This window comes from Stenotrophomonas sp. Ps181 (assembly GCF_025697425.1).
Lineage (GTDB): Bacteria > Pseudomonadota > Gammaproteobacteria > Xanthomonadales > Xanthomonadaceae > Stenotrophomonas > Stenotrophomonas sepilia.
This window is the reverse complement of record NZ_JAHWBI010000006.1, coordinates 289,484-306,732: the sequence shown is the minus strand read 5'-3', so window position 1 is coordinate 306,732 and position 17,249 is coordinate 289,484. Positions and strand designations below refer to the sequence as shown.

Below are 17,249 nucleotides of genomic sequence, written 5' to 3'. Positions count from 1 at the left end.
CCATTTGCGACAGCCTGCTCTTGTAGAGTCGAGCCCTGCTCGACTGCCTCATGCGTCGGGGCAGCAGCCGAGCATGGCACGGCTCTACAACCGCCGTGCGTCGGCCAGCAGAAGCTCAATTTCCTCCACCTGCACCACCGGCACCTGCCACGGGTGATGCGGCGCGATGCCCTGTTCGAAGATGCGCTGCAGCCGCTGCGGATCGCGCGGCAGGCAGAATTCCAGGCGTACGCTGTCGACCACTTCGGTGCGCCCCGCCTCACCCTGTACGGGCGACGCACCCACGCGCGGGCGGAACTGTTCGAACCCCGGCGCCGACCACCACATCCCGTGCTCGTAGTCGCCGGCCGCCAGCGCGTCCACCGCCAGGATGCCCTGCTTCACCGCGCCCAGTGCTGCCGACGGCACGAACACCACCACGCGGTACAGCGCCACGCGATTCACGCCGATGGTTCCAGCTGCATGCGAAAATAGACGACCCGTTCGGTCTCTTCGAAGCCGCAGGCCCGATGCGCGGCGTGAGCCTGCACGTCTTCCACGCGACTGTCCGAAGCCAGTTCGCGGCAGCCCGCATCGCGCGTCCACGCCTGCACCGCCGCCAGCAGGGCGCGGCCGACGCCGCGGCCTTGCCACTGCGGCTGCACGTACCAGCCCTCCAGGAACCCCACCGGCGAAGACTCGGTGCCGTTCACGTAGTCATGGCGCAGGCGCACTTCAGCGAAACCAACCGCCTCGCCATCCGCCTCACAGGCCAAGAACACAGCACCTTCGGCATCTGCCAGCGACTGCGTCAGTTCCTCCAGCGGATCATCGGCATCAGGCCACAGGCCGAGACGCAACTGCGCCCACGCGGCCGCATCGGCCGGCGTGGCCTGGCGGATCGTGGGCGCGCTGTCGATCACGGATACAGCAGGCGCTTGCTCCAGCGCCCTTCAGCACCGGATTCATAGCACCAGCGCTCGTGCAGGCGGAACTGCGCGCCGTACCAGAACTCGATGCGGTCGGGCACCACGCGCAGGCCGCTCCAGCCGTCCGGGCGCGGCACGTCCTTGCCCTCGAAGCGGGCTTCGACCTCGGCCACGCGCGCATCGAATTCCTCGCGCGTGGCCAGCGTCTTCGACTGCTGCGAGGCCCACGCGCCGATCTGGCTCATGCGCGGGCGGCTGGCGAAATAGGCATCGGCTTCGGCATCGGCGACCTGCTCGACGCGACCCTCGATGCGCACCTGGATACCGGCCTCGCGCAGGCTGCGCCACAGGAACAACAGCGCGGCCTGCGGATTGGCCTGCAGCTCCCGGCCCTTATGGCTGTCCAGGTGGGTGTAGAACACGAAACCACGCTCGTCGAACGCCTTCAGCAGCACGGTACGTGCCGAGGGACGGCCGTGCGTATCGGCAGTGGCCACGGTCATCGCGTTCGGCTCGACCTCGCGGCTCTGTTTGGCTTCTTCGAACAGGCCGGTAAACGTGGACAGGGCTTCGGCGTACAGGTCGCTCATGATTGCGTTCTTCTCACACGGATTGGGCTATTGTGGCTGCATGGCCGCTGCTGCGTATATGCCCCAGGTGAAAGGATTCCCCGAAACATTGGCCGAACAGGCGCTGGACGATGCACTGGGCAGTGGCGCAGCGGTTCCAGTATTGGCGATCAGCGGCCTGCAGGGGAGCGGCAAATCGACGCTGGCCGCACAGGTCGTGGCCCGCGCCCAGGCACGCGGCCTGAACGCAGCCACGCTGTCGATCGACGACGTCTACCTGACCCGCGCACAGCGCCAACGGCTGGCCCGCCAGGTGCACCCACTGCTGATCACCCGCGGCCCACCCGGCACCCATGACCTGCCGCTGGCCCATGCAGTGCTGGATGCGGTGGCCGCGCGCCAGCCCTTCGCGATGCCGCGTTTCGACAAGCTGGCCGACGAACGCCTTCCCGAAGCGCAATGGCCGCGTCTGCAACAACCGCTGGACCTGCTGGTGTTCGAAGGCTGGTTCCTGGGCACGCCCGCGCAGGATGACGCTGCGCTGGACAGCCCGTTGAACGCACTGGAACGCGAGGCCGACGCCGATGGCCGCTGGCGGCGCTGGTGCAACCAGGCGCTGGCCCGTGACTACCCGGCGTTGTGGCAGCGCTGCGACCGCCTGTGGTTCCTGCAACCGCCGGATTTCGCGGTGGTACCGCGCTGGCGCTGGCAGCAGGAGCAGAACCTGCAGGCCGCGCAGCCGGGCCGGCACGGCATGAGCCGACCGCAGCTGGAGCGTTTCGTGCAGTACTACGAGCGGGTCAGCCGGCAGGCACTGCGCACGCTTCCCACGCTCGCCGACCACGTCGTGGTCCTGGACGGCCAGCGGCAGGTGCAGGCCGTGCGCTGAGCGCGGCTATTCCACCAGGAAGGTCACCCGCAGGTTGACCCGCCATTCGGTGATCTCGCCGCTGCCGTTGGTGACCACCTTGGTCTCGTTCACCCAGGCGCCCTGGATGCCCTTGACCGTCTCGGAGACCTTCTTCAGCCCGCTGCGCACGGCGTCCTCCACGCTTTTCGGCGAGGAGGCGGTGATTTCGATGACCTTGGCGACCGTCATGGCCTGTACTCCGGCTGGCGCGGGAGACCCCGCTGGAACGCCTACCCTGACGTGAAGAACGTAAAGGCCAGGGCACGGAGGTGTTAGCATCAGAGGGCATGAATCCTGCTCCGAACCTGATCCTGATCGGCCCGATGGGCGCCGGCAAAACCTGCATCGGCCGCCGCCTGGCCGAGCGCTTCACGCTGGACTTCGTCGATGTCGACCAGGCCATCGTCGATGCCGCCGGTGCCAGTATCCCGACCATCTTCGAGCACGCTGGCGAAACCGGTTTCCGCAACCATGAACGCGAGGCCCTGGCCCGCGTGCTGGAAGGCCGCGGCCAGCTGGTCTCCACCGGCGGCGGCGCGGTGCTGGACCCCGGCAACCGTGCACTGATTGCCCGGCGCGGCTTCGTGGTCTACCTGCGGGTCAGCGTGGCCGCGCAGCTGGAACGCCTGGCCCGCGACAAGGGCAGGCCGCTGCTGCAGCGCCCGGACCGCGAGCAGGTGCTGCAGGATCTGGCCGCACAGCGCGACCCGCTGTACCGCGAACTGGCCGACCTCACCCTCGATACCGACCCGTATACCGCTGCCGACGCGACTGCCCAACTGGTAGTCAGGCTGGCCACGCAATGGCAGCGCCAGGACATGACCGCATGACTTCCCCCGCCCTACTGCAGGTCGCCGTTGGCGGCGATCGCCCCTACTCCATCACCATCGGCGCCGGTGCCCTGGCCGATGGCGCTGCACTGGTTTCACACGTGCGCGGCCGCCATGTGCTGCTGCTCAGCGATAGCGAAGTGGCTCCGCGCTATCTGGCGTCGGTCAAGCAGACGCTGCTCGCCGCTCGCCCTGACCTGATCATCGGCGAGCACGTGCTGGCCGCGGGCGAAGCCTCCAAGACGCTGGCCGAATTCGGCCGCGCGATCGAAGCACTGGCCGCGCTCGGCGCCACCCGCGACGCCTGTGTGTTCGCCCTCGGCGGCGGCGTGGTCGGTGACCTTGCCGGTTTTGCCGCCGCCTGCTGGATGCGCGGCGTGGACTGCGTGCAGCTGCCGACCACCCTGTTGGCGATGGTCGATTCGTCGGTGGGCGGCAAGACCGCGGTCGACATCCCTGCCGGCAAGAACCTGGTCGGCGCGTTCCATCCACCGCGTGCGGTGATCGCTGATACCCGCGTGCTGGCCACCCTGCCGCCGCGCGAACTGCGCGCGGGCCTGGCCGAAGTGGTGAAGTACGGCGCGCTGGGCGATGCGGTGTTCTTCGAATGGCTGCAGCAGCATGCCGATGCGCTGCTGGCCGGCGAGGATGCCGCGCTGGCCGAAGCCATCGCGCGCAGCTGCCGGCACAAGGCCGCCATCGTCGAGCGCGATCCGTTCGAGAAGGGCGAACGTGCCCTGCTCAACCTCGGGCATACCTTCGGCCATGCCATCGAGACCGAACAGGGCTACTCGGCTCCGGGCCGCGATGCGCTGAACCATGGCGAGGCGGTGGCGGTGGGCATGGTGCTGGCGGCAAAGCTGTCCACCGACCTGGGCCTGGCCGACGATGCCGACCGCGCGCGCCTGCAGGCGCTGCTGGAACGCCTCGGCCTGCCGGTGGCAATCCCGGCCGGCCTCGACCCGCAGGCCCTGCTCGGCCGCATGCGCCTGGACAAGAAGAACGTGGCCGGCCGCCTGCGCCTGGTGTTGTGGCGCGGGATGGGCCGTGCCGAAGTGGTGCCGGACGTCGATGAGGCGGCGGTACTGAAGGTGCTGGCGGTCCGGTAGTGCCGGCCGCTGGCCGGCAACGTCAGCAACGGGGAAGCCGGCCAGCAGCCGGCACTACCACGTTGCGGCAGGGGTCACCCCTGCCCCGCTACAATCGGCGCCATGCACGTCTACCTGCAACATCCCGACGCCGGTGCACAGGCACCGCGCTTCCTGCGCCTGAGCCTGCTGCCGGACCTGTTCGGCGGCTGGGAGCTGCTGCGCGAGAGCGGTCGCGTCGGTGGCCGCTCGCAGCTGCGGCGCGAGCTGTTCCTGCAGGCCGACGACGCCCGCCACGCCTTTGAGAAGGCCCGCGATGCCGAACTGCATCGCGGCTTCCAGATCCTTTCGCACGGCGACTGACGCCGCTGCTCCTCCCGTCCAAGGAATGCCCATCGTGACCAGCCCTCTCCGCAACGATCGCCTGCTGCGCGCCCTGCGCCGCGAACCGGTGGACTGCACCCCCGTCTGGCTGATGCGCCAGGCCGGCCGCTATCTGCCGGAATACCGCGCGACCCGGGCCAAGGCCGGCAGCTTCCTGGCCATGGCCAAGACCCCGGAGATCGCCTGCGAAGTCACCCTGCAGCCGCTGCGCCGGTTCCCGCTGGACGCAGCCATCCTGTTCTCGGACATCCTCACCATTCCCGATGCGATGGGCCTGGAGCTGTACTTCGTCGAAGGCGAAGGCCCGAAGTTCCGCCATCCGGTGCGTGATGAAGCGGCCATCGCCAAGCTGGCGGTGCCGGACATGGAGCAGGACCTGGGCTACGTGATGGATGCGGTACGCCTGATCCGCCGCGAGCTGGACGGCCAGGTGCCGCTGATCGGCTTCTCCGGCAGCCCCTGGACGCTGGCCTGCTACATGGTGGAAGGCGGCGGCAGCAAGGATTTCGCACGCATCAAGGCGATGGCGCTGAACCATCCGCAGGCGCTGCACCGCCTGCTGGAAGTCACCACCGACGCGGTGATCGCCTACCTCGGTGCGCAACGCGCGGCCGGTGCGCAGGCGCTGCAGGTGTTCGACACCTGGGGTGGCGTGCTGTCCCCGGCGATGTACCGCGAGTTCTCGCTGCGTTACCTGCAGCGGATTGCACAGGGCCTGGATCGCGGCGAAGGCAGCGAGCGCACGCCGCTGATCCTGTTCGGCAAGGGCACCGGCCTGCACCTGGAAGCACTGTCGCAGACCGGCGCCGATGCACTTGGCCTGGACTGGACGCTGGACCTGGACGAGGCAATGCGCCGCACCGGTGGTCGCGTCGCCCTGCAGGGCAACCTCGACCCGACCACGCTGTACGCCTCGCCGGATGCGATCGCCACGGCGGCAGCGCGCGTGCTCGACACCTATGCCGCCGGCAACGGCGGCTCGCGCGAAGGCCATGTGTTCAATCTCGGCCACGGCATGTCGCCGGACATGGACCCGGCGCACGTGCAGGTCCTGGTCGACGCGGTGCACGCGCACAGCCAACGCTGAGCATTCCGCATGCCATCACGGCGCGATGTTGATCGCGCCGTGACCCGCAGTGCGCGATCATGGCGGCCCCCACGCTGCACCGGCCACACCCCATGTCCACATCGCCATCGACCTACAACCGCCAGCGCCCCCTGCTATGGCTGGTGTCCCTGGCGATCTTCATGCAGATGCTGGACTCGACCATCGTCAACACGGCGTTGCCGGCGATGGCGGCCAGCCTGGGCGAGAGCCCGCTGCAGATGCAGTCGGTGGTGTTCAGCTATGCGCTGGCGGTCGCCACCTTCATTCCCGCCTCGGGCTGGATCGCCGACCGCTATGGCACCCGGCGCACCTTCCTTGTAGCGATCATCCTGTTCACCCTCGGCTCGCTGGCCTGCGCGTTGGCCCAGCACCTGCACCAGCTGGTCGGCGCGCGCGTGCTGCAGGGCATCGGCGGTGCGATGCTGCTGCCGGTCGGTCGGCTGGCGGTGATGCGCTCGGTGCCGCGCGAGGATTTCCTGCGTGCGATGAGCTTCATCGCCATCCCCGCGCTGGTCGGCCCGCTGATCGGGCCGACGCTGGGCGGCTGGCTGGTCGAGATCGCCTCATGGCACTGGGTGTTCCTGATCAACCTGCCGATCGGCGTGATCGGTTTCATCGCCGCGATGAAGATCATGCCCGACCACTACGCCAGCCATCGCACCCGTTTCGACCTGCGCGGCTACATCATGCTGGCCTTTGCGATGGTGGTGCTGTCGCTGGCATTGGACGGCATCTCCGGACTCGGCACCCCGCACGCGCTGGTGATGTTGATGACGGTCGCGGGCCTGGCTGCGCTGGTGGGCTACTGGCTGCATGCCGCCAATTCCACCGCGCCCTTGTTCTCGCTGGCCCTGTTCCGCGTACCCAGCTACCGCATCGGAATCCTCGGCAACCTGTTCTCGCGCATCGGCAGCAGCGCCATGCCGATGCTGATCCCGCTGCTGCTGCAGGTCGGCCTCGGTCTGGGCCCGATGAACGCCGGCCTGATGATGGTACCGGTGGCGGCCGCCGGCATGGTCTCAAAGAAACTGGCAGTGAAGCTGGTCGAACGGTACGGCTATCGCCGCGTGCTGATGACCAACACCGTGCTGGTGGGGCTGGCAATGGCCAGCTTCATCCTGATGACACCTGGCCAGCACCTGGCCTGGCGCCTGGTGCAGCTTGCGTTCTTCGGCGCGGTCAATTCATTGCAGTTCACCGTGATGAACACCGTGACGCTGCGCGACCTTGATCGCGAATTCGCCAGTTCCGGCAACAGCCTGCTGTCGATGGTGATGATGCTGGCCGCCGGTTTCGGCGCCGCGGCGGCCGGCAGCCTGCTGGCCGCATTCGGCAATCACCTGGACAGCAACAGCGCGACCGCCGCGCTGCATGCCACATTCCTGTGCGTGGGCGCGATCACCCTGACCTCAACGATGATCTTCTGGCAGCTGCCTGACACCAAGCCCGAACCGCGGCAGGTCGAGCACGTCGCGGAGTAAGCGGGTCCGGCAGGGCCTGCGGCCCTGCACCCGCGGTAGTGCCGGCCGTTGGCCGGCAACAGCAACAGCCAAAGCGGCATTCCGTGGGTTGGCGGGGCGGTGTCGCAGTGCGGGGACGCCGCAAGTACGTCCCTGTAGGCTTGGCAGCCGCATCCATGCGGCTGACACCCCGCACTGCGACACCCCCCACCTCTGACAGATGGTCGCTGCTGTTGGTGGGTGTCGACCTTGGTCGACACATCTGTCAGATATCGAAATACATCTGGGGTCAGATCCGTTTTCCTTCGGAAAACGGATCTGACTCCGAGCGTCGTTCCGACAGATCGCGGAAAACTATCGAAGGCGGGGTGGGTCCGGTTGCGGGAGTGTCCGCGGCATGGATGCCGCGGCCAAGCCCCCATGGATGGGTTTACGGCGTCTCCCGCAACCGGATCCACCCCGCCATCCCAAGGAATGCAGGCTTTTGACGTTGACGTTGATTCTGCAGGTGCAGGGCTGCAAGCCCTGCAATAAACCCTACCTGCCCATCGCCCTGGCGATCGCCTCCACCAGCAGCTCACCGGTTACTGGCTTGCGCAGGAACCCGCCAATGCCGGCTGCTTCCACCTGCTGCTGCAGGTCCGGATCGGTGCGTGCGGTCACCGCCAGCAACGGCAGCATGTAGCCCTGGTTACGCAGGTGCTGGGCCAGTTCGAAACCGCTCAGGCCCGGCAGGTCCAGATCCAGCAGGCCGACGTCGAAATCGCCGGCACTGATCTCGCGCAGCGCCGCCAGCGCATGGCCGGCATGCACCACCTCGTGGCCGCGTGCGCTCAACAGGCCACGCACCACGTCGGCCACGGTGGCATCGTCCTCGACCAGCAGCACCCGCAGCGGAGGCATGTTCGCCGTTTCGTCGCGATGCCCCTCGGCCGATGCCTCGGCATCGCTGTTCACCACCAGCGGCAATGGCAAGGTCACGCCGAAACAGGTGCCCCGGCCCAGCTGGCTCTCCACCTGGATCCGCCCCTGCATCGCATGCGCCAGCTCGCGGCAGATCGCCAGACCGAGGCCACTGCCACCGTACTGCGCCGCGGTACGTGCACCATCGGCCTGCTCGAAGCGACGGAACAGGCGCTGCTGTTGTTCCTGGCTGATGCCCGGGCCGGTATCGCGCACCTCGAAGTGCAGCGCACGCAGCTCGCCATCGCAACGTGCGTGCAGGGTGATAGTGCCGCGGCTGGTGAATTTCACTGCGTTCGACAGCAGGTTGAGCAGGATCTGCCGCACGCGCATGGCATCACCGGTCGCCTGCAGGCCCGGCGGCAGCTGGTTGTCGAGGACGAAGCGCAGGCCCTTCTGTGCAGCCAGCGGGCCCATCAGCGCCGCCAGATCCTGCAACAGGCCATTCAACGCAAACGACTGCGACTGCAGTTCCAGGCGCCCCGACTCGATCCGCGCCAGGTCCAGCGCATCGTTGACCAGGTGCAGCAGGTGCTCGCCAGCATGCCGGATCGACTGCGTGTAGCCACGCTGCTGCGGGTCCAGTGGCGAGGCCAGCAGCAGCTCGCTCATGCCCAGCACGCCGGTCATCGGCGTACGGATCTCATGGCCAAGGTTGGCCAGGAAGCGGGTCTTGGCCGCCGACGCCTGCTCGGCCAGTTCCTGCTTGTGCAGCGCCAGCTGGTAGGCGTGGCGCCGCTGCAGGCGGCGTCGGTACAACCAGGCAAACCAGCTGGTCAGCAGCAACCCCACCGACGCCAGCACCAGCAGGCCGGACAGGCTGCGCCACCACGGCGGCTGCACGCGGAATTCCAGGCTCTGCACCCGCGACCACACATGGTCGGCCGACCGGGCCTGTACTTCCAGCCGGTAGCTGCCCGGCGCCAGGCGCGAGAACAGGCGCTCGCCGGCCGGGCCGACTTCGACCCAATCGGGGTCGTAGCCGGCCAGGCGGTAGCGGTACGTATTGGACGCGGAGTCGGCGAAGGACAGCAATCGCGCGACGATGCGCAGGTCGCGGTCGCCATCGGCGATCTGCAACGGCGCATCGTGGGTCATGTCCAGCACCTGCTCGTTGCGGCGCACTTCCACCCGCTCGATCACCAGCGGGGCGCGACGGACCGAAGGCCGTACCTGCTCCGGGTCGAACACCACCGCGCCCGCCGCCGTTCCGGCCACCAGGTGGCCATCGGCCGCTGCGATCAAGGTGTGCTCGCGGAATTCCTGGCTTGGCAGGCCGTCGTGCACGCCGTACAGGCGCACGCTCTGCCCATCGGCACTGACGCGTACCAGGCCGCGTGCGCTGGTCGCCCAGGCCACGCCCTGCGCATCCACCACCAGGCCGGAGGCGGAGATCGCCGGATAGCCCTGTTCGGCACCGACCACCGCCTGCCGTTCCAGCCGCCCCTGGCTCCAGCGGTAACGGGACAGGCGACCATCCTCGGACAACCAGACCTGGCCGTCACGGCCCACATGCAACGCATGGATCGCCGTTGCCGGCGCACCCGGCACCGGCTGGAAGCGCTCGCTTTCCGGCAGCCACTGCAGCAGGCCACGGCTGCTGGCCAGCCAGATGTGGTCCTGCGGACCGCATTCCACATCGAGGTTGAGCTGGCCCTGCTGCAGGCCGCGCTGGCCATTGTCCAGCTGGCGCCGAACGTGGCCGTCGAGGTCGCGCTGCTGCAGGCCTGCGGGCAGCATCAACCAGAGGCTGTCGCCGTCGCAGGTCATCATCGCTTCGACGACCCCTTCCATCGCCGCATCTGCACCGGCATCACGGCCCCAACGACGCAGTTCGCGCCGTTGCGGGTCGTAGCGCACCAGCGCATCGGTCGATCCAATCCAGACCTGGCCGCGCCGGTCCTCACGCACCGAGGTCAACCAGTGCATGCCATTGACCCAGGTGCGATGCTGCTCGATCCTGCCGGTCTTCGGATCGAAGCGGTCCAGCGCGCCATGGCTGCCCACCGTCCAGACGCCGCCGTTGCTGGAGGGGCTGGTACCCAGCACGAGCGCATTGCGCAGCGAGCTGGGGTCGTCCTCCAGGCGCGACAGCACCGAGAACTGCCACCAGCGTGGCAGCAGGTGCCACAGCCCGGCATTGGTGCTGGCCAACCAGATGCCACCTTCGCGGTCCTCGTAGGCCCCGGTCCAGTTCGGCCGTACCGGACCGCGCGCGATCGCGCTGTACAGCGGCACGGTCTGGTACTGGCCATCGACCGCACGCCCCAGCCCGGTGCGCGTATCCAGCCAGTGCCCGCCCTGCTCGTCGCGCAGCATCATGCCCAGCACCTGCTCGCCCGGCGGCAGCTTCCACGGGGGGGCTTCGAAGCGGCCATCCGGGCGGCGCACGGTGGCGCCGGCCATCGTGCTGATCCAAAGGCTGCCATCCGGTTCGGCGGTCAGCCCGTTGATCAGCAGGCTGGGGATGATGTCCGTGCCGACACGCTCGAAGTCGGTCCCGGTCCAGCGCGCCACGCCATGCTTGGTGCCGATCCACAGGCTGCCATCGGCCAGCGTGGCCAGGTAGGGCACCGACGACGAAGGCAGGCTGCGCGGATTGTTCGGCTCGGGCAGGAAGCGCTGCAGGCGATCCTGGCTGTCCAGGCGGTACAGGCCGCCTTCGTGGGTACCGAACCAGATCGAGCCATCAGGTGTACTGGCCAGGCTCCAGACCGTGTTGGTACCCATCAACGGCTGGCTGCTGCGGTCGTAGAAGTGCAGCTGGCGGCGGTCGGCCGACATGCGCACCAGGCCGGCGTTCTCGGTGCCTATCCACAACTGGTTGCGGGCATCGACCAGCACCGTCCAGATGCGGTTGTCACGCAGTCCATCCTCGGAACGCCACACGCGGTAGGTGCGGCCGTCATAGCGGGCCAGGCCATCGTTGGTGGCGATCCACAGGTAGCCGTAACGGTCCTCGGCCATGCGGTTGACGGTATTGGATGGCAGGCCATCGAACACCGTCACCTGCCGCGGGCTCGGAGGCACCGGCTGTGCCGCAGCGGGCAACGCGCAGCACAGGAGGACCAGCAGCAGCATCGCCGCCCGCAGATACACCACCGATTGCCTCCTCACGCTGGTCCTGATGATTCCCGCGCTGCGGGCGTCGGCATGGTAAACCGAAAGTCGCGCCGTTCACGCCCGGCGTCGGCGTCGTCACGCAGTCGCCTGTCGTTTCGCGCGCGCCTGGACGATGGCCGTCACCAGCAGGTCGCCGGTCACCGGCTTGCGCAGGAAGCCATCGAAGCCCGCGGCCAGCACCTGGGTTTCGGCATAGGCATCGGAACGCGCGGTCACCGCCACCAGCGGCAGTTCATAGCCCATGGTACGCAGCTGGCGGGCGATGGCCGTACCGTCCAGCGCGGGCAGATCGAGATCGAGCAGGCCGACGTCGAAACCATCGGTGGCGATCTCCGACAGCGCGCCCAGGCCATGCAGCACGTGGACCACCTCATGCCCGCGCACGCGCAGCAGACCGGCGATGACCTCGGCCACCGTGGCATCGTCCTCGACCAGCAGGATGCGCAGCGGCGGCAGTTCCGGCAGGGCCGCCACGTCGCCCGCACTGTTGGCGGCCTGGCGCGTCCAGGGCAGGGGCAGGCGCACGCGGAACCGCGCGCCCTTGCCAGGCTGGCTGTCCACTTCGATGCGCCCCCCCATCGCCACCGCCAGTTCCTGGCAGATCGCCAGCCCCAGCCCACTGCCGCCGTAGCGCGACGCGGTACGCGGGCCGTCGGCCTGTTCGAAACGATGGAACAGGCGCTGCTGCTGCTCGGCGTTGATGCCCGGGCCGCTGTCATGGACTTCGAAGCACAGGCCGCCCTTTTCTTCCAGGCGTACGGCCAGGCCGACGTGGCCGCGCTCGGTGAATTTGATCGCGTTGCCGAGCAGGTTCAGCAGGATCTGGCGCACGCGCATCTCGTCGCCACTGACACTGATCGGCCCGGGCGGGTCATCGCCGCGCTGGAACACCAGCTGGCGTTGCTGCGCCATCGGCTGCATCAGGCCCTGCACCTGGTCCAGCAGGTCCCCCAGATCGAACGGGCGCAGGTCCAGCTCCAGCCGCCCGGCTTCGATCCGGGCCAGGTCCAGGGCATCGTTGACCAGCCGCAGCAGATGGCTGCCGGCCTGCTGGATGGACCCGGCGTAGCCGCGCTGCACCGGATCCAGCGGGGTCGCCAGCAGCAGTTCGCTCATGCCCAGCACGCCGGTCATCGGCGTGCGGACTTCGTGGCCCAGCGTGGCCAGGAAACGGCTCTTGGCCTGCGAGGCCTGCTCGGCCAGCTGCTGCTTGTGCACCGTCAGCTGCCATTGCTGGCGGCGGCGCAGCCGCGCGCGGATCGACCAGACCAGAACCACCAGCAGCAACGACCCCAGCAGGATGTAGCCGAATATCGCCATGCCGCTGCGCCACCACGGCGGCAGCACCTTCACCTGCAACTGCTGCGAAGGTGTCCACGCGCCCCGGGCGGTCGCGGCCTGCACCTCGATGACATAGCGGCCGGTCGGCAGCCGCGACAGGGTGCGCTGGCCATCGCCCCCCTGCTCCACCCAGTCCTGGTCGTAACCCTGCACGCGGAAACGGTACCGGTTGCCCTGCGGGCTGGCATAGGACAGCAGCCGCGCATCGATCTGCAGATCGCGGTCGTCCGGTCCCAGCAGCAGGGTGCCGGTGAGCGGCAGCGGTTGCCAGCCGCGTGCGTCGTCGCGGCGCACCCGTACTTCGGCGATCACCAGCGATGAAGGCGGCAGCACCGTGTCGTCGGCATTCACATCAAAGGCGACCAGGCCGGTCTGGGTAACCGCCAACACGCGGCCATCGGCATTGACCGCAGGTGGCCGACCGGTGAACTCGGCATCGGACAGCCCATCGCGTTCATTGAACTGTTGCAGGCGCCGCGTCTTCGGGTCCCACCGCAGCAGGCCGCGCGGCGTCGTGGCCCACAGCTGGCCATTGTCGGCCAGCGCCAGCCCCCCCATGGTCACCGGCGGCACGCCCGCACTGCCGTCGATGCGCTGGATCAGGCGCAGGCTCATGCCATCCCACTGGTAGCGCTCGAAGGCGCCTTGGCGCGCCAGCCACAACTGCTGCGGATCGATCCATACCAGATCGTAGATCGGACCGCGCGAAACACCGGGCACTGCCTCGAAGCGTCCGGCCTGCTCACGCCAGATGCCCATGTCGCCCATCACCCAGGGCCGGCCGTGGGCGTCGAAGCGGATCTGCTCGATCGGCGCATCGGCCGTCCCGCGGAAATGTTCCAGCGGATGGCTGTGCAGCAGCCGGCCCTCTGCATCGCGCTGCTGCAGGTCCAGGCCCATCACCGACACCCACACCGTGCCATCAGGGGCCTGCCGCATCAGGTCGATGCGCTGGCGCAGGTCGGCACTGCCATCGATCCGCAGATCACGCAATGCGCCGGTGGCCGGATCGTAGACGGTGATGCGGCCGCCGCGTCCCAGCCACAGGCGACCATCCGGGCGCGGCAGCACCGACCACACCACGCCGTTGCCGAGCTGCCGGTCGCTGGCCAGCAGACGCAGGGTGCCCTGCGCATCGAGCTGGTACACCCCTCGCGCCGAGCCGACGTAGTAGTTCTTCCCGTCGCTGGCCGCGCTCAACAGGTACTGGCTGTCCAGCGGCTTGCCGTCGAGCTGGTTCCAGATCGAGAAGCGCCGCCAGTCCGGTGGCAGATAGGCCAGGCCCTGGGTCAGCAACGCCACCCACAGTCCGCCCTCGTGGTCCTGCAGCAGGTCAAGCACACCGCTGTGCGCGGTCAGGAAGCCGCTGCCGCGGTCCCCTTCCAGCCGGCGCAACGCCGCCGCATCCCCTCGCAACAGGCCATCGGAGGTACCCGCCCAGTAGCCCCCCTGGCGATCGGCCAGGACCAGGGCCGACCGCAGCTGGGCACTGTCGGCCCATCGCGGGCGACTGACCCGGTCCTGCCCATCGATGCGATAGAGGCCATCGTTCTGGCTGCCTACCCAGATCGAACCGTCTGCATCACGGCTCAACCGGAGCACGCTCAGCCTACCCAGTTCCCGCGCGGCCACCGGCTCGAAGCCGCTGCCGTTCCAACGCGCCACACCGGCTTCGGTGCCGACCCACAGGCGGCCCCGCGCGTCGACCAGGCTGGTGAAGATGCTGTTGCTGGGCAGGCCACCCGGGTGCGCGGGATCACGGGTGTAGAGGCGCACGCTACCGTCTTCGCCGAAACGGCAGACGCCATGGTTGTTGGTCCCGATCCACAAGGCGTCGTCGACATAGGCCAGTGCCCAGAACTGCCCCTGGCAGGTGGAATTGACCGTATCGAAGGTCTGGAAGCGCTCGCGGTCGGCATCCAGGCGTGCCACGCCCTTGCCGTTGATGCCCACCCAGACCCGGTCCAGCGGGTCGATCAGCAGGGTCTCGATCTCGTTGCCAGGCAACGAGCCCGGCTGTTCCGGGTCGTGCTCCCAGACCCGCAGGCTGTTGCCGTCATAGCGGGCGAGTCCACCATCGGTGGCAGCCCACACGTGGCCCTGGCGATCCTCGGCCAGCGCCACCACCATGCGAGACGGCAAGCCTTCGGCGGCACCGAAGCGGCGCAGGCGTGGTGTTTCTGCCATGTCCAGGGTCGCAGCCGCCGTGGCCATCGCCATCAGCAGCAGTCCCATACCTGCGATGCCACGGCACCACAGGCGCCAGCCGCTCGTCATCCTGAACCCCCTGTCCTGCGCCGATTGTCACACAGGGCCGGGTTCATGGCTGCAACAGCCTGTTTCCAGCGGCGGCACCACCACGAACTGTTGCACCCATGCACGCAACGTTGGCAGGGGGCTGTGCGTATGATCGCAGCGTCCCCTTCCGGAGCCCGCCATCGATGCGTCCCTGCCTGGCCCTGTTGCCGATGCTGCTCGCCACCGCCCCCGCCTGGGCGGCCGCTGACACCTATCGCCTCGATCCGGTGCACACGCGGGTGCTGTTCTCGATCGACCACGCAGGCTACTCGCAGGCCATGGGCACGGTATCGGGCAGCGAGGGGCGCGTGCGGTTCGATCCCGACAACTGGCGCGACGCCACCGTGGAAGTGGATATTCCGGTGTCGCGACTGGACCTTGGTGATGCCAAGTGGAACCAGGCCACGTTGGCCCGCAGCCTGCTCGACGGCGAGCGTTTCCCGACCGCGCGATTCGTCTCCACCAAGGTCGAGCCGATCGATGCCAGGCGCGCGCACGTGACCGGCACGCTGACCCTGCGCGGGGTCAGCCAGGAAATCACGCTGGATGTCACCCTCAACGCCATCAAGCGCTACCCGCTTCCGCCGTTCCGACGCACCGCCGGTTTTTCCGCCAGCACCACGCTGAGCCGGCGCGCGTTCGGCATCACCGCCTGGCCGGGCGTCATCGGTGATGCAGTACAGCTGAGGATCGAGGCTGAAGCCACCCTCGACCGCAGCGACGCCCCGGGAACTCCCGCTCCCGTTCCGCACTCCGACCCCAAGACGGCCCCCTAGAGGACCCCTCATGACCGCCAAGAACACCCCCGCCGCCTGGGGGAGTGTCAGCCAGATCCTGCATTGGTTGATCGCACTGCTGATCCTCGCCCTGGGCGTGGTCGGCCTGACCATGGGTGAACTGCCCAAGACCCCGAAGTACTTCTGGGTCTACACCGCGCACAAGTCGATCGGCATCACCGTGCTGGCGCTGGTGCTGTTCCGCCTGGGCTGGCGCCTGTACGCCGGTGCACCGAAGCCGGTGCCGGGCGTGCCCAGCTGGCAGGAGCGCATCGCCAGCGCCACCCACGTGCTGCTGTACGTGCTGATGTTCGCCATCCCGCTGTCGGGCTGGCTGTACGACTCGGCCAGCGGCCTGCGCCCGTTCCGCTGGTTCGGCCTGGTCGACGTGCCCAAGCTGAGCGGCCCCGACCCGCAGGTTGTCGCGGTATCGCATGCCATCCACGAATACGGCTTCTGGCTGTTGATCGCGGTGGTGCTGGCCCATGCCGGCGCTGCCTTCTACCACCACCTGTTCCAGCGCGATGCAACGCTGTCCCGCATGTTGCCGCGCGGCTGGCTTGCCTCCCCTCAGAAGGACTGACCGATGAACCTGAAACTGACCACTCCGGCCGCCGTGGCCGCCGCCCTGGCCGGCATGCTGGCCACCGCCCCGGCACTCGCCGCGGACTATGCACAGGCCCCGGGTGCCGGCTCGATCCTGGTGTTCGCCACCAAGTACGACGGTGAAGTGTTCACCGGCAGCTTCCCGGGCTTCGCCACCAAGGCCAGCTTCGACCCGGCCAACCCGGCCGCCGGCTCGCTGGATGTGGTGATCCCGCTCGCCGCTGCCAAGAGCGGCAACAGCGACCGCGATTCGACCCTGCAGGGTGCCGACTTCTTCAATGTCGGCAAGTTCGCCACCGCGCGTTACACCGCCAAGGGTTTCCGCGCGGTGGGCAACGACCAGTTCGCCGCCGATGGCACGCTGGAACTGCGCGGCGTCAGCAAGCCGGTCACGCTGACCTTCACCTGGAAGCCAGGCACCCAGCCGGTACTGACCGGCAAGGCCACGGTCAAGCGACTGGACTTCGGCGTCGGCGGCGGTGACTGGGCCGACACCAAGACCATCCCGGACGAAACCGCGATCAGCACGATCGTGAAGTTCGACGCGAAATGAACCGCATCTGGTAGTGCCGGCCGCTGGCCGGCATCACCGGGAACAGAGGGGGTGCCGGCCAGCGGCCGGCACTACCGATCGACGGCCAACCACGCCTGCACCGTGGCTGCGTCGAACGGCCAGTCCAGCTCGCGGTCGCCGCGCTCGTCACGCAGCACCGGCACCCGCGTGCCGTAGCGCGCTTCCAGCGCCGGCTGGTCATCCAGGAACACCGATTCGAACTCCGGCGCCCGTGCCCTGGCCAGCTCGGCCAGGGCCATGTCGCACAGGTGGCAATCGTCACGTTGGATAAGGGTCAACACCGGCCGGGCTCCCGTGGCGGAAATGCTGCG

Annotated in this window: 16 protein-coding genes; 9 read left to right on the top strand and 7 right to left on the bottom strand. The window is 68.4% G+C overall.

Features of this window, described 5'->3' with window-relative positions:
• Positions 1-84: 84 nt before the first annotated feature.
• From KXV01_RS15760 to pdxH, 3 genes are read right to left on the bottom strand one after another with little or no spacing between them, the layout of a single operon-like run.
• Positions 85-444 (bottom strand): hypothetical protein, encoded by a 360-nt coding sequence (locus KXV01_RS15760; RefSeq protein ID WP_049440617.1) that lies wholly within the window; start codon positions 442-444, stop codon positions 85-87.
• On the bottom strand, positions 441-902 hold the full coding sequence (gene aac(6')-Iz, locus KXV01_RS15755) for an aminoglycoside N-acetyltransferase AAC(6')-Iz (protein ID WP_049440615.1): 462 nt from the start codon (positions 900-902) through the stop codon (positions 441-443). The genes KXV01_RS15760 and aac(6')-Iz overlap by 4 nt, the downstream gene beginning before the upstream one ends.
• Positions 899-1,498 carry a pyridoxamine 5'-phosphate oxidase gene (gene pdxH, locus KXV01_RS15750; protein ID WP_100478596.1) on the bottom strand — a complete coding sequence of 200 codons (600 nt, stop codon included), beginning with the start codon at positions 1,496-1,498 and terminating at the stop codon, positions 899-901. The genes aac(6')-Iz and pdxH overlap by 4 nt, the downstream gene beginning before the upstream one ends.
• A 40-nt stretch (positions 1,499-1,538) precedes the next feature.
• Between pdxH and KXV01_RS15745 the strand changes: the two genes are divergently transcribed.
• The gene (locus KXV01_RS15745) at positions 1,539-2,366 is read left to right on the top strand and encodes a kinase (protein WP_164283594.1); all 828 of its coding nucleotides are present in this window, start codon (positions 1,539-1,541) and stop codon (positions 2,364-2,366) included.
• A 6-nt stretch (positions 2,367-2,372) separates the two neighbouring features.
• On the opposite strand, the gene KXV01_RS15740 is transcribed toward KXV01_RS15745, so the two are convergent.
• On the bottom strand, positions 2,373-2,576 hold the full coding sequence (locus KXV01_RS15740; RefSeq protein WP_005410663.1) for a dodecin family protein: 204 nt from the start codon (positions 2,574-2,576) through the stop codon (positions 2,373-2,375).
• A gap of 98 nt (positions 2,577-2,674) precedes the next feature.
• On the opposite strand from KXV01_RS15740, the gene KXV01_RS15735 reads away from it, so the two are divergent.
• From KXV01_RS15735 to mdtD, 5 genes are all read left to right on the top strand, one after another.
• A complete protein-coding gene (locus tag KXV01_RS15735) occupies positions 2,675-3,217 on the top strand; it encodes a shikimate kinase (RefSeq protein ID WP_049440609.1) in 543 nt (180 codons plus the stop codon).
• Complete coding sequence (gene aroB, locus KXV01_RS15730; RefSeq protein ID WP_049413422.1) at positions 3,214-4,326, top strand: 3-dehydroquinate synthase; 1,113 nt, start codon at positions 3,214-3,216, stop codon at positions 4,324-4,326. The genes KXV01_RS15735 and aroB overlap by 4 nt, the downstream gene beginning before the upstream one ends.
• Positions 4,327-4,428: 102 nt before the next feature.
• Positions 4,429-4,668 carry a WGR domain-containing protein gene (locus KXV01_RS15725; protein WP_049413420.1) on the top strand — a complete coding sequence of 80 codons (240 nt, stop codon included), beginning with the start codon at positions 4,429-4,431 and terminating at the stop codon, positions 4,666-4,668.
• Between the two features lie 25 nt (positions 4,669-4,693).
• Positions 4,694-5,776, top strand: coding sequence for a uroporphyrinogen decarboxylase (gene hemE / locus KXV01_RS15720; protein ID WP_049440605.1), 1,083 nt, complete (start codon positions 4,694-4,696; stop codon positions 5,774-5,776).
• 92 nt (positions 5,777-5,868) lie between these two features.
• Positions 5,869-7,278 carry a multidrug transporter subunit MdtD gene (gene mdtD, locus KXV01_RS15715; protein ID WP_005418383.1) on the top strand — a complete coding sequence of 470 codons (1,410 nt, stop codon included), beginning with the start codon at positions 5,869-5,871 and terminating at the stop codon, positions 7,276-7,278.
• A gap of 516 nt (positions 7,279-7,794) precedes the next feature.
• On the opposite strand, the gene KXV01_RS15710 is transcribed toward mdtD, so the two are convergent.
• Both KXV01_RS15710 and KXV01_RS15705 read right to left on the bottom strand, forming a co-directional pair.
• Positions 7,795-11,322 carry a hybrid sensor histidine kinase/response regulator gene (locus KXV01_RS15710; protein WP_049415875.1) on the bottom strand — a complete coding sequence of 1,176 codons (3,528 nt, stop codon included), beginning with the start codon at positions 11,320-11,322 and terminating at the stop codon, positions 7,795-7,797.
• A gap of 96 nt (positions 11,323-11,418) precedes the next feature.
• A complete protein-coding gene (locus tag KXV01_RS15705) occupies positions 11,419-14,961 on the bottom strand; it encodes an ATP-binding protein (protein WP_099494735.1) in 3,543 nt (1,180 codons plus the stop codon).
• A gap of 164 nt (positions 14,962-15,125) precedes the next feature.
• On the opposite strand from KXV01_RS15705, the gene KXV01_RS15700 reads away from it, so the two are divergent.
• From KXV01_RS15700 to KXV01_RS15690, 3 genes are read left to right on the top strand one after another with little or no spacing between them, the layout of a single operon-like run.
• Positions 15,126-15,758: a YceI family protein gene (locus tag KXV01_RS15700; protein WP_049415878.1), complete on the top strand. Its 633-nt coding sequence runs from the start codon at positions 15,126-15,128 to the stop codon at positions 15,756-15,758.
• A gap of 10 nt (positions 15,759-15,768) precedes the next feature.
• Positions 15,769-16,341 carry a cytochrome b gene (locus KXV01_RS15695; RefSeq protein WP_005410672.1) on the top strand — a complete coding sequence of 191 codons (573 nt, stop codon included), beginning with the start codon at positions 15,769-15,771 and terminating at the stop codon, positions 16,339-16,341.
• A gap of 3 nt (positions 16,342-16,344) precedes the next feature.
• The gene (locus tag KXV01_RS15690) at positions 16,345-16,917 is read left to right on the top strand and encodes a YceI family protein (protein ID WP_111097204.1); all 573 of its coding nucleotides are present in this window, start codon (positions 16,345-16,347) and stop codon (positions 16,915-16,917) included.
• A gap of 71 nt (positions 16,918-16,988) precedes the next feature.
• Here KXV01_RS15690 and KXV01_RS15685 read toward each other — a convergent pair whose 3' ends face one another.
• A complete protein-coding gene (locus KXV01_RS15685) occupies positions 16,989-17,219 on the bottom strand; it encodes a glutaredoxin family protein (RefSeq protein WP_032954410.1) in 231 nt (76 codons plus the stop codon).
• Between the last annotated feature and the right edge of the window lie 30 nt (positions 17,220-17,249).

Bases quoted from the DNA above. Each gene is read 5' to 3' on its own strand.
- pdxH (WP_100478596.1), bottom strand. From the start codon at position 1,498: ATGAGCGACCTGTACGCCGAAGCCCTGTCCACGTTTACCGGCCTGTTC.
- KXV01_RS15745 (WP_164283594.1), top strand. From the start codon at position 1,539: ATGGCCGCTGCTGCGTATATGCCCCAGGTGAAAGGATTCCCCGAAACA.
- KXV01_RS15740 (WP_005410663.1), bottom strand. From the start codon at position 2,576: ATGACGGTCGCCAAGGTCATCGAAATCACCGCCTCCTCGCCGAAAAGC.
- KXV01_RS15735 (WP_049440609.1), top strand. From the start codon at position 2,675: ATGAATCCTGCTCCGAACCTGATCCTGATCGGCCCGATGGGCGCCGGC.
- aroB (WP_049413422.1), top strand. From the start codon at position 3,214: ATGACTTCCCCCGCCCTACTGCAGGTCGCCGTTGGCGGCGATCGCCCC.
- KXV01_RS15725 (WP_049413420.1), top strand. From the start codon at position 4,429: ATGCACGTCTACCTGCAACATCCCGACGCCGGTGCACAGGCACCGCGC.
- hemE (WP_049440605.1), top strand. From the start codon at position 4,694: ATGCCCATCGTGACCAGCCCTCTCCGCAACGATCGCCTGCTGCGCGCC.
- mdtD (WP_005418383.1), top strand. From the start codon at position 5,869: ATGTCCACATCGCCATCGACCTACAACCGCCAGCGCCCCCTGCTATGG.
- KXV01_RS15705 (WP_099494735.1), bottom strand. From the start codon at position 14,961: ATGACGAGCGGCTGGCGCCTGTGGTGCCGTGGCATCGCAGGTATGGGA.
- KXV01_RS15700 (WP_049415878.1), top strand. From the start codon at position 15,126: ATGCGTCCCTGCCTGGCCCTGTTGCCGATGCTGCTCGCCACCGCCCCC.
- KXV01_RS15695 (WP_005410672.1), top strand. From the start codon at position 15,769: ATGACCGCCAAGAACACCCCCGCCGCCTGGGGGAGTGTCAGCCAGATC.
- KXV01_RS15690 (WP_111097204.1), top strand. From the start codon at position 16,345: ATGAACCTGAAACTGACCACTCCGGCCGCCGTGGCCGCCGCCCTGGCC.